Annotated in this window: 7 protein-coding genes; 3 read left to right on the top strand and 4 right to left on the bottom strand. The window is 33.1% G+C overall.

Annotated features, from left to right (window positions below; genetic code table 11):
* Nucleotides 1-301: 301 nt before the first annotated feature.
* Together ACICP1_RS01550 and mgtE are read right to left on the bottom strand one after the other, a co-directional pair.
* The gene (locus ACICP1_RS01550; RefSeq protein WP_395460951.1) at nt 302-3526 is read right to left on the bottom strand and encodes an ankyrin repeat domain-containing protein; all 3225 of its coding nucleotides are present in this window, start codon (nt 3524-3526) and stop codon (nt 302-304) included.
* Between the two features lie 489 nt (nt 3527-4015).
* The gene (gene mgtE, locus ACICP1_RS01545; protein WP_395460950.1) at nt 4016-5386 is read right to left on the bottom strand and encodes a magnesium transporter; all 1371 of its coding nucleotides are present in this window, start codon (nt 5384-5386) and stop codon (nt 4016-4018) included.
* A gap of 155 nt (nt 5387-5541) precedes the next feature.
* Between mgtE and prfB the strand changes: the two genes are divergently transcribed.
* Nucleotides 5542-6643 (top strand): peptide chain release factor 2 gene (gene prfB / locus ACICP1_RS01540; protein ID WP_395460949.1). Its coding sequence is split into 2 segments (ribosomal slippage): nt 5542-5607 and nt 5609-6643, totalling 1101 coding nucleotides; the frame shifts between segments, so codons are not numbered across the junction.
* A 174-nt stretch (nt 6644-6817) separates the two neighbouring features.
* Here prfB and ACICP1_RS01535 read toward each other — a convergent pair.
* Nucleotides 6818-8104 carry a Na+/H+ antiporter NhaC family protein gene (locus ACICP1_RS01535; RefSeq protein ID WP_211908158.1) on the bottom strand — a complete coding sequence of 429 codons (1287 nt, stop codon included), beginning with the start codon at nt 8102-8104 and terminating at the stop codon, nt 6818-6820.
* A gap of 173 nt (nt 8105-8277) precedes the next feature.
* Between ACICP1_RS01535 and ACICP1_RS01530 the strand changes: the two genes are divergently transcribed.
* Both ACICP1_RS01530 and ACICP1_RS01525 read left to right on the top strand, forming a co-directional pair.
* Nucleotides 8278-10641: an ankyrin repeat domain-containing protein gene (locus tag ACICP1_RS01530; RefSeq protein ID WP_395460948.1), complete on the top strand. Its 2364-nt coding sequence runs from the start codon at nt 8278-8280 to the stop codon at nt 10639-10641.
* 108 nt (nt 10642-10749) lie between these two features.
* Nucleotides 10750-11673 carry an RluA family pseudouridine synthase gene (locus ACICP1_RS01525; RefSeq protein WP_064085499.1) on the top strand — a complete coding sequence of 308 codons (924 nt, stop codon included), beginning with the start codon at nt 10750-10752 and terminating at the stop codon, nt 11671-11673.
* Between the two features lie 7 nt (nt 11674-11680).
* On the opposite strand, the gene ACICP1_RS01520 is transcribed toward ACICP1_RS01525, so the two are convergent.
* Nucleotides 11681-12943 (bottom strand): MFS transporter, encoded by a 1263-nt coding sequence (locus ACICP1_RS01520; RefSeq protein ID WP_395460947.1) that lies wholly within the window; start codon nt 12941-12943, stop codon nt 11681-11683.
* Nucleotides 12944-12978: the final 35 nt, after the last annotated feature.

Raw genomic sequence — 12978 nt, 5'->3', positions numbered from 1 at the left:
TGTATACTTCTGCGATTTTTGCTTTCTTTAGGAAAATTTCTATTGCACTTTTATTATAAGATAAGCATAAACTTTTCTTACCATAATTCTTCTTTTCCATTTTTTAATGAATTAGTATTACATATTGCTAAAAATTTAAACAATATAACCATTTCCAGCAAACAACATTAGCTAGTGAGAGAAGAATTTGTTTTGGGATCTTGGTCTACCACTTGTTCTACGCGAATTTATATCAATTTATTACTTTATTTCTCTGTTTTTTTGAAATTCCCCTCATAAAATTAAATAGCTTACTGTAAAATTATAGTCTTAAGTCCTTGTTTGCAGGTTGTACAGAGACGCTGTTAAATGAAGATATAGGTGACCTATTAGTTAAGTTAACTGTGCTTTTATCTTCAAATTGCAATGCTTCACTTATATTTTCTAATTTTCTTTTTTTAGGTAGTGTATGTTCATCAAATGTCTCTAGGTTTCTTTTATGTGATTGTGTTTTTAAGTCTGGAGCTAAGTGCATATCTTCAAGATAATAAATAATTTCTTCTGAGTTAGAATATACAATAACATAGTCCAAAAGACTCATATTTTTTTCATCTTGTCTATCTATACTAGCTCCTTTCTCTATAAGGTATTCAACAATATCTAACTGACCATGCATAACAGCAAAGTGCAAAGGACTCTCACCTTCTTTGCTACGTAGATTTATATTAGCTCTTTTCTCTACAAGATATTTCACAATATCCAATCTACCATATATAACAGCAAAGTGCAAAGGACGCATGTTATTTTTATCCTTTATATTTATACTAGCTCCTTCCTCTACAAGGTATTTAATAATATCTAAGTGACCATATATAGCAGCAAAGTGCAAAGGACACATACTATCTTTGTTTAATGATTTTATTATAGCCCCTTGCGCTACAAGGTATTTAGCAATATCTAAGTGACCATATACGGCAGCAAAGTGCAAAGGATTCATACCTTTTGTGTTATTTAGATTTACATCACCCCCTTTCCTTACAAGATGCTGAACAGTACCTAAGTGACCATGTATGATAGCATAATCTAAAGAAGTAAAATTCTTTTCATCAATAGCATTAATAACTTTACTTAATTTATCAGGATATATTTTCTCTAATATCAGCTTAATAACCTTTTCATTACCATCTTTGGCTAGCAAATGTAAGATAGTACCTCCATCATAAATAGAATCAATAAATTCATTAACTAATCTACTATATTTACTTGCATGACTCCAAACAGACTTAACGTGATTTGGATTCGTAAGGCAAAATGATGTCATCATTTCTCTTAAATTTTCTTCTTCTATTCCTGTTCGTTCTTTCTCTACTCTTACTGTTTTTTGTATCCCTTTATGAACTCTTGCTATTGACTCCTCTAGCTCAATCACTGAAAACTTATTGAGTAGATTAAGAGCATCCAAAACTTGTTGCTTACCTTTTTCTGATTTCTTCTGGAGGAAAATTTCTTCTATATCAATTTGATTGGGATCCAAGTAAGCCATATATGATACAATATCATGCGATTGCTGCCCAACATTTTTTTCTCTTCTTATTTTATTAAGGTTAAGCGTCAAAGTTATAAATAATTTTTTGGTGAGACCTAGCGCCTCGAGACAATCAGGATTAGGTTTTTTCATTTCTTCATTATAGAGTTTTAGATATTCACTAACATTAATCTTTTCTTGTTTAATATATGCTGTTGCTTGTGTCAAAGCTAATGGAAGATAGCCCAATGTTTGTGCTAACTCTACTAGATAGTAATCCTGTAACCTATCTTTTACTTCTAAGGTTCTTTCAATAAATGTTATAGCTTCTCCTAGAGAAAATCCATCATTCAACTGTGTCTTTTCTATTTCTTTTTCCCAATTCTTGCTACGAGAAGTAATTAAAACGTAAGGCTTTTCTCCATGAAAAAACAAATTAGGAAAATAGGATGGTAAAAATTTTTCGATCTCCTTATACTTACTGGTGTTATCAAAGATGAAAAGACTTTTTACGTCTCGAAAATACTGGTATACATCCTGGACAATAGATTCTATTTCTCTATCTCGAACAACATTAAAATCCATATCATTATCATTTTCTGTAGGAATTTCTAATTCTTTAGCTAAATTACGAAATGAATTGAAAAGAGTGTCATATGTTTTAGCATTTATCCATATAACTTTTGTCCAAATATTACTCTCCTTACTATATGCGTAGCTTCTAGCTAATTCACTTTTTCCTGTTCCATATTCTCCATTAATCAAGACCATTCGTGACAGTTCTACTTCTTGATTTTTACTATCTAACTTCTTTTTTAATTCGTCTAACATCACTTCTCTTTTTATAAAGAATTTTGGTAAATAGCCCAAATTAAAGGAAAATGTATTTTTACCTTCTTTTTCATGGAGTATTCGTAAATTTCTGATTTCTTCACGCAGTTCTTGTATATCCTTTTTTTTTGCTGAATCGTTTTCATTGATCTCTTTTAATATACTACTAGCCAATCCTTTCTTTTTTTCCTCATCTAAAATACGCACATACTCTCTTTTTTTAGATGTTGCACTAAGTACATATTTTTGTTCTAACTCTTCCCAATTTTCTAATTCCCACGTAAAGGGAAGCCGATAGCCGTATTTTTCAGCAAAGTCATGCTCCTTCAATTGATAATACTTAATAATCTCACCCTCTGCTTTCTCTATTCCCACCTTTTCATATAACTCTGAAGTCATCAACATTTCACCACTTTGTTTATCTTTTACTTGATGTCCAGTACGTGTAGTAAACGGGTACTTTCTTTTTGATTTACCTAAAATAACACCTTTAGTTATGTGAAGATTGGGAAATTCTCCTTTCTCGTTGCAAGATGTAGTGTAATTTATTACTCTGGATACAGTATCCATTGCCAACTTCTCAATCCCCCTATTACAAGACAACTGATTAGTATCCACAATTTTAGTGAATTGCTTCTCAAAACTTTGAAAAATTTCCAAGCCAGCTTCTATTAAAATCTTTCTTAAGTTACCTTCTGAAGGCGCAACTATTGTAGAAAATATTTTTGCTTTTTTCCTATGTTGGTTTGTAGAAACAAAACTCACACACTCCATAACTTGAGAAGTACCTACTTTCTCCACACTTGGTGGAATATAATTACCCACAGTTGATACAACCTTAGCTACTACTTTACCTGTTTTACGTACTTTTGAACCTGGTTTTGCTTCTTTAGAACATTCAGATAGTTTTTCCTCGAATTCTTTAACAAAAGTCTTAACAAAAAAAGTTGCTTTTTTCACTATTTCATCACTTGTAATGCTTATAAAGCTAAACATTTCTTCATCATCAGTCGATGTACTACTGCTGCCTATAGATGAAGATATTGTTACTCTAGGGCTCTCCTGACTTCGTCCACACTGAAGTTCTTCACTAGATAATATATTTTCATAATCAACTATTGCTGATCCAGCATTCACATAATCCATTTGATTATCTGCTACTTGTTCTCCTATATTTTCTTTACCTAACATAAAGCCGCCTATATTTTAATATTCATATTTTGATTGTTTTGTCGTAAACCTCTTTTCTGAAGATTGATTTCAACATTTGATTCTTATGCAGCTGTACCAAACCAATTTGCTGTAGAAACCTTACGGTAATCCTAAGTAACTTTAATTGCTGAGTAACAGTGTGCTTTTCTTTTGACTTCTGACTAAAATAGATATATTCTTAAAAAATCGAGAATTGCTTTCTGAGTGATATACATAATACAATGCATCTAACTCACACCCCATGTTTTCATTACGTTAGACTGCATTGTAGCTAAAAAGATCTAGCAAAGCAAGAATTTTTTTGCATACTTTAGCATCTTATTTTAGTTTTTATTTTAAAACTAAAGCAGCTCAGTTTCATGTACTTTTATTTCTTTATCGACTGTTATTTTTCTTCTTCAATACATCTATGAGTAATGATAACGTGGACGGTAAAGCTTGTAAAGCAATTTTTTTATATAGCAAGATTCAGCTATTTAATAAAAAGATCGTGGCTAGACCAAAAAATATAAGAGCTGAGAGAATATCAGTTGTTGCTGATGTTAAAATTGAAGACGAAACAGCAGGATCGGATCTTAAACGATGAAGCATTATAGGAATGAAAGTTCCGATGAACGTTGCAATAATTGACATCATAATCATGGAGACCACAAAAATCATCTCCACTTTGACATTGTGAAACCTTATTGCTAACACTACTAATGAAATAGTAGATAAGATCACCCCGTTTATAAGACCTATTAAAAATTCTTTCATCAGTATTCTTTTTGCATTTTGCTCAGTTAGATATTTTGTTGCGATTGCCCGGATAGTTAGTGTTACTGTTTGGGATCCTGCATTTCCGCTCATCGATGCAATGATTGGCATAATTATTGGCAGTACTATAAAACTTTGTATTACGTTATCGAAAAAGCCAACTACTATAGAACATATTGTTGCAGCTAAGAGGTTAAACAGTAACCAAGGTAGTCTTTTAATTATAGTTTTATGTATAGGGGCATTTATATCAGATTTAGAAGATACACCGCTTATTTTAAGCACATCCTCTTCTGCTTCTTGTTGAACAATTTTGATTACATCTTCAATAAGGATTACACCTATAATTTTACCATTCTTATTTACTACTGGAGCTGATAATAGAGCGTAATCTTTAAATATTCTTGCTACTTCTTCTTGGTCCATTCCAGTTTTAATTATTTTTATATCTTGACTCATTATCTCTTTTATTATTGTTTCTCCTGAGTGAGATATTACCTTATTTAAGTTGAAAATGCCTATGGGTTCTAATTTTGAGTTAATGATGAAAATTTGATAAAATGTTTCTGGTATTTTTTTATAGTTGCGCAAGAATTCCATTAGCTGATTTATCGTCCAATAATATGGAGCTATAACCATATTTTTATGTATCAACCTTCCTGCACTTTCTTCTGGGTATGATAACAATTCCTCTACTAATTTTTGAGTTGCATTGGGTAAGTAGTTAAGTATATTTTCTATAGACTTTCTATCTAAATCTTTCACTATAGCTACTATGTCTTCTATATCAAGAAGCATTAGTAACTTTGCTGTATTTTCTATTCCCAATATTTCTATGATCTCTACTTGTAAATCTGGTACTACATGTACTAAGGCATCACTTAACAAATGTTGATCGAGGATATTAACTAATTTCTCCCTGTGATCATTGATCGAAGTAGATAAAAAATAAGCTAACTGAACGCTATCTATCGTTTTTACAATACTACGAACATTCTCTAATTCTTGATTATCGAGAGACTCTATTAAATCATCAATAGCCTTTTTGTCTAAACCATAATGAGAACTTGTTTTAATATTCATTACTTTACCTTATTTTTTTAATAAATATACACACTTGATTTTATTGAACATTCAAGTATAATAAAATTATTTTGAATTAACTATTATATGGTTAAATTTCTATTTTGTTTGCTGTTATTGTTAGTGATAATAAATATATTAAAGTCTAAAGTGTAATGAAAACCCATCCAGAAATCCTTGAATACTTTCAAGGCTTAAATAAAAGTATTTCTCTTATCAGGAGGTGTCTTTGACATAGAAAAATTGAAGTTGCGTCTTGAAGAGCTGGATTCTCAAGCGTCGAATGATAATCTGTGGCAAGACAATCAAAAAGCACAAGAGATTTTAAAAGAACGCTCTAAAATTAAGCATGAAATAGAATCGTTTTCAAAGCTAGAAAGCGATTACAACGATTCTATCAGCTTGATGAAATCTGCTATTGATGAGAATGATGAAGAATTTTTTTCTGAAGTTAAAGGTGAGTTAGTAAAGCTAGAGAAATTAATCAAACTTAAAGAGACAGAATCCTTATTTACTGGTGAAGCAGATAACAATAACTGCTTTTTAGAAATCCACTCAGGAGCCGGTGGAACAGAGAGCAATGATTGGACTGAGATGCTCATGCGCATGTATACAAGATGGGCAGAAGTTTATCACAATTTTAAAGTTGAAGTTGTAGAAAAATTAGATGGTGATGCAGTTGGTATAAAATCTACAACAATAAAGATCATCGGAGAAAAAGCTTACGGGTGGGCAAAAAGTGAAAGTGGAGTTCATAGATTGGTTAGAATATCACCATTTGATGCAAATGGTAAACGTCATACCAGTTTTGCAAGTGTAGGAGTAACTCCAGTGATTGAAGATTCAATAGATATTGTTGTGGATGAAAAGGATTTAAAGATCGACACTTACCGTGCTTCTGGAGCAGGTGGTCAGCATGTAAATAAGACTGAAAGCGCGGTACGTATTACGCATATTCCAACAGGCGTTGTAGCTCAATGCCAAAATGGTCGTTCTCAACATAAAAATAAAGATGAAGCACTTAAACTACTTAAAGGACGTTTATATCAAATTGAATTGGAAAAAAAAGAACAAAAAATGGCCGAAGAATATGGCAAGAAATGCGATATAGGTTGGGGCAGTCAGATCAGATCGTATGTTATGCATCCGTATCAAATGGTAAAGGATTTAAGGACTGGACATGAAGTTGGCAATATAAATTCCGTTTTTGATGGCAATATAGATTGTTTCATAGTTAGTGTATTGGAGTTAAAATGAGATTTATTAAAAAGCTAAGTTTTATGCTCTGCTAATAAGGGGAAAAGAAAACCAAAATCTATTGAGAAAAATGGAACAATTTTGTGAATATATCTATTATCCAAGTAGCTGATGAAAATGGCAACTCGTTTCTTATGGGCACAAAAATGTAATATGAAGAGAAATCTTCGTACATTAAGTTGTAGCCGCGCAACGTCTGCCATTGATGATTATTTCACCTACTGTAACTGCTGCTAAAATAAAGCAGTAATAAACTTGTGTTAACAAAGAAATAGGTGAGACAGAAGCAATGCTACCTGCTAGCAGCAGCTGGGAACCATAAGGCAAAATGCCTTTTGTAACGCAAGCAAAAATGTCTAACAAGTATGCACTACGGTATGACGGAATATTATGCTTTTGCGCGAGCCTTTTTGCAATATCGCCACTTAATAAAATAGCAATGGTATTATTAGCAACTAAAACAGTAAACATAGATGCTATGCCCGCTATTACAAATTCAGCTTTAGTTTTTGTGATATTGCTTTCATCGATAAGTTTGTGTAATGCCTTTTGACCCTGCTTGTACATTATATGACTCAATCCGCCAATAAATAGAGCAAATATCACTATCTCGTTTACTTTTTTGAAACCGTCATATATGTCATGAGAGAGTTGAATGATAGTATAGTCAAAAAAAGTCATCCCTAATACACTAGCAACAATTATATTTATAGTTATTGTTACTAAAGTAGTAACTTCAAATAACCCCATGATTATTAAAGAAATATAAGGAATAATCTTTATTACTGATAAATAATCTAAATTTGATGTAGGAATAATTTTTGTACTATCTGCCATAATTGCCAGATAGACAAGCGTTATAATGCTGGCAACAAATGCTACTTTAGAATTCACTTTAAGTTTATCCTTTATCGTGGCCCCCTGTGAAGAAACAGATGCAATAGTAGTGTCAGATATCATTGAAAGATTATCACCAAATACGGCACCTCCAACTACAGTTGCAGTTCCTATTTCAAGACCAAAAGCCCCACTTTTTGCTAAGTTAACAGCTATTGGTACCATTAATACAACAACTCCCATAGACGTACCAATTGCAGTTGATATAAAAGCGGAAGCCAAAAATACTCCAGGCAGTAGTAATCTTGCTGGAAGGAAATTGAGAATTAAATCAGCAACAGTATCTGCACTACCAATTGATTGAGTCACCACAGAAAATGCTCCAGAAAATAGAAAAGTTAAACACATAGTAAGGGTGTTTTTATCGCCCATACCCTCGATGACAGTATCGATGTTACGTTGAATTTTACCTGCACTGCATGCAACAGCAAAAAATAGCGCCGGTAGTAGGCAAATTACCGGTGAAACTTGGCGAAGCGGATTATCAATTCCAATAAAGGAAAAATAGACACCACTTCCAAGGTATAAGATTAAAAAAATAACCAAAGGAAAAAAAGCTGTCATTTTACTGCCTTAAAACCTATGATTATAATCAATTAAGTGGTTTCAGGCAAGCTTGGTTTTCTGTAAGTTAATAACAGTCCTTTTAGACTCTCAAGTTACGCTATGGAAAATGCGTTGACTATTCTACCATAATATATAGCATCAAAAAATACTCTATAGTATGAGGTAAAGCTATGGTAATGACATATGAACAGTGGAACATAATATTAGGTGTAATTGATCAAGAGGTAAATTTAAGTAAAGACAATGTAATTGAAAGAATAAAAGAGCTATTAAAGGAAGTAAAGATACTAGGGCAAGCAGAAACATCAAGAATGTTAGAAGAGATATCGCATGGATTAGAAGTATCAAGCAAGATTCCAAGAGTAAAAGAGACACAAGAGCCATTAAAAAAGAGACTAAAGGTGGTAAATGTACCGCAGACAAAAGAAGAAGCAAAAAAGATACTAAAGGAGTCAAGGGTATCAAATGCGCAACAGATGGTAAAAAGAATGCTAAAAAGGTTAGGTGTACAAGAGACATCAGAAAAATCAAAAGCAGTGACGACAGAAGATGTACTGAATGTGCGAAAAACATCAGAGAAAATGCCAGTGATGTTAGATACACAAAAGATACTAGAGGCAATAGAGAAGCTAAAGAAAGCAAGTAAAGATGTGTATCACGAGTGGAAGAAAGCTAGATTTAATGTAAATTATTGGTTTACATTAAATTACGATATACATAGTGGGTATGATCAATACGCATTATTGTGTTTAGCTATGGATTTTAACTTGATGAATGTATTCAATGCTCTGTGTAAAGCAAAAGGAATCAATATTAACGCAAAAGGGCCATTTTTTCAATGGAATGTTTTACATTGGGCTGCTGAAAATAGCAATGTAAAAATGGTATCAGAGCTAATAAAAAATGGAGCAAATGTTAATAGTATGGATTCATCTCAACGGACTACTTTATATCAGCCAGCTGCAAATGGCGATATAGAAATAATAAAAATCTTAGTAACGAAGAAGGTAAATCCTAATGTGGAAGATCTGATGAACTTGACTGCTTTATATGAAGCTGCCAGGAATGGCCATAAAGAAGTAGTAAGGTTCTTAATGAATAATGGAGCAGATGTTAAGAAGAATGGGGCGCTTAAACTTACTCCTTTACATATTGCTGTTGCAAATGTTGATAGAGCAATGGTGGATTGTATAATAAAAAACGACAAGAATATCGACAAAAATATTGAGATAGTAGATGTATTTGGATGGACTCCTCTATATTGGGCTGTTACAAAGAACGATATTTCAATATTAGAAGACCTATTAAAGTGCATATCAGAACATGGAGCAGATGTTAATCTAGAGGATAATTTAATTGGACGATCTCCCTTACATATTGCTGCTACGAATGGTAATGTGGGAGCAGTAGAGCTCTTAATAAAATATGGAGCAAATGTTAACCATAAGGATGCATGGGGATGGACTCCTTTTAATTGTGCTGCTACAAAAGGCAATAGAAAAGTAATGTATTATCTAATAGCCCATGGAGCAAGTATTGAGACGAATGATTCACAGAAAATATTACTTTCTATTTGTCCATATAATTATCTAGAAGCAGTAACTACTATGATACAACTTGGAATATGGAAGGATGTGATGAAATTGATGGGAGCTGAGTTTTTACGTTGTGCTGCCAGACATGGTGATACACTAATGGTACATGCTCTATTAGAAGCTGGAGTAAATGCTAATGCAGATGATGATTTAGGATCAACTGCTTTACATAAAGCTGCCAAGTATAACCATCCGGAAGTAGTGAGGATCTTAATTTTATATGGAGTAGATGTTAATGCACAGGATAGCTCTGGGCAATCTCCTTTAGCTTATGCTGTCGAACGTAGACACTGGATAGTAGTAATGACCTTACTATGTTATCGCGCAAATACTTCATTGCCTGATCACTGTGGTGAAACTGTAAGAGATTTAGCTGAACGTCAAGGTATAAGTAATCTTCTAGTGGAAGCAGAACAAAGAGCAATAGCTATACTTACACAGCTTGACTTAGAATCAAGTATACTCAGAAACAAAAAATTAATGACAGTGCAACACATAGAATCACATATGTTGAGAGAAATAGAATCACATAATCTATCTATCAGCTTTGAACGTATGATAAGAGATCAAGCTAATCAAATTGAACAATTACAGTATAACGCTAAACTTAATGGAAAAGGAGTAGCACTTATAACTGACCGCATTAAATGTGTGCAGTTAGGGACTAACACTAAAGCGTGTCCAGATGAAATGGATGGAGTAAAAGAACAAATATTACATAGTCCTTACAGGTGGTCATATCGCACTAAAAATGTTAATGTAGGAAGAGTAACATCTTTAGCTAACGGCATTGAGTGTATGAAGTCAGGGCCTAACACTGAAGCGTGTCCAGGCCCTAGTACTAAAGAGCCTAATACTCACCTCTCTATGATCGAGAAACTATCATTGTTACCACTTTACTCAGCTGTAGGAAAATATGAAGCTGTTATAAAGAGTTAAATAATCCTCTAAATTCCAGCACGTAGCACTCGATGCAAGTAGCTGAAACTGAGGAGTACATTAGCTATGTTAGATTTTAGTTTACACAATAAAATTTTTATAAGTAAGATGTCAGAAGGTATCAAAACTATATTAGTAGAAGACAATAACGTTAGGCTCGATAGGTACATCAGAAGAATTTTTCCCAATTTGAAACAATCTGCAATTGAGAAGTCTTTAAGGAAAGGATTAATCAAGGTTGATAATTGCACGGCAAAATCCAGCGATAGAGTGAATTCTGGGCAAACTATAACGATAAGATACTTAGATTATATTGAAAACACTAATTCTGATCGTAAATATAATGAAAAATTAGTAAATTTACTGAGAGACAACATACTATATGAAGACGAGTATATATTAGCTATAAACAAGTCAGCAGGAATAATCGTTCAAGGCGGTATAAAGGTAAAAATTAGCATTAGTGACTTGCTTGACCAAATAAGAGAAGGGGAAGTATTTAAAATTGTCCATAGACTTGATAGAGATACAAGCGGAGTAATAATATTCGCGCGCAATGCCAGTGTTGCAAGATACCTTATGGAAGAATTTAAAGGACGGAGGATAAAAAAAACTTACCTAGCATTAACTTCTGGTATACCGAGCAAAGATAATGGAATAATAGACTACCCGTTGGTGAAAAAATATATTTCAGGGCAAGAAAAAGTAGTTATTGATGAAGACTCACCTCAAAATGCCACTACGCATTTTTCAATTATATCAAGATTAAAACATAATGTTGCTTATTTAAAATTACAACCAATTACCGGCAGGACACATCAGTTGCGTGCACATTTAGCTCATATAAATTGCCCTATTCTTGGTGACGGTAAATATGGTGGTAAAAAAGCTTTTATCGATGGGGTAGTAAATCAGATCCACCTTCATTCGCATTCTTTATCTTTAAAATTACCAAGCAATAAAGAAATCACTATTACTGCACCTATCCCTAGGCACATCGAAAAATCTATTGAAGTGCTATCTTTCAACTGAAACGATTTCACCAATCAACTTTTCTATCTTTGGCTTTAATTTGAAGTACAGATATTAGGCTAATTAATGCACAGATAGTAAGATAAATGCCTGCTGCAAGTTTTGTTTCAGTTTTTTCTATAAGCCACATGCATATCGATGGAGAAAGGCCGCCAAAAATACCTGCTGATATGTTATGAGCTAAACTGAAACCGGTACACCTAACTTTTGTTGGAAATAACTCGCAGGCAAGAGAATTGTATATTCCAAAAGATGCACCTATCGGTACGCTTATCAATAGAAAAGTGAGCGTTACAATATAGTGGTTATCATATGATAATAGTGAAAGTGCCGGCAAACCGGCGCAAGCTAGAGCTACTAATGTAGGAATCATTACATTTTTTCTTCCAACTTTATCAGACAGTATTGCAAACAGCACTGCAGACGTCCCAAATGTAATTTCAACCATAATCCTTACTACATTTTTAATATCAATATCTGAAAGAATAAGCTCTTTTACAGATATGTTGTAAAACATGATTACTGAATAAACAATTGCGTTTTGAGCAATGCCAAGTCCAATTGCTATCACAAATGCTCTTTTATAATTCTTGATTAATTCTAAAAAGGGAGAATTAGATAAGCTTTTATTTTGGTCATGAGTTTTATATGCTAGACTCTCTTCCATTATGTACCTTATTAAAAAGCCTATTACACCCATAACAGAGCAGAAATAGAAGAGCAACCTCCAGCCCCAAATTTCATAATTTTCACCTGTAAACTTTTTGCAAACAGCTATCATTACAAAGCATGTAATAGAACCAAGAGCACCACTAAAAGCTTTCATGCTACCTAAAAAGCCTAGATTTTTTTTATCGCTTGAATGCTCTATTAAAAAAGCTGAATTGATACTTGTTTCTCCACCTGCTGCCATTCCTTGTATTATTCTACAAAGCAGAAGTAATATAGGAGAAAATATTCCTATTTCTTTAAAGCCTGGTATGACCGCAATTGCGGTGGATGATATCGAAGCTAATGTTACGGAAGTCAGCAAAATTTTCCTCCTACCGTACTTATCTCCAATGTAACCAAAAATAAACGCACCAAGCGGTCTAAATCCAAATCCAATTGCAAAACTGGCAAGAAATTTGATTGTGCTTAAATAATCACTTTCTGAAGGAAAAAAAACGTTGCTTATTATATGCATTAAAACTCCAAACAGAGTTACTTCATACCATATAATCATATTGCAGATTATGCTTGATAGTATTGCTTTTTGAATATCGTTCATGACTTCCAGCTTACCACACTCCGCTATAAAAATTT

The organism is Wolbachia endosymbiont (group B) of Ablattaria laevigata (genome assembly GCF_964277395.1).
In the GTDB taxonomy this organism is placed as follows: domain Bacteria; phylum Pseudomonadota; class Alphaproteobacteria; order Rickettsiales; family Anaplasmataceae; genus Wolbachia.
The sequence above is the reverse complement of the archived record's forward strand: the minus strand, read 5'-3'. Positions and strand labels throughout refer to the sequence as shown.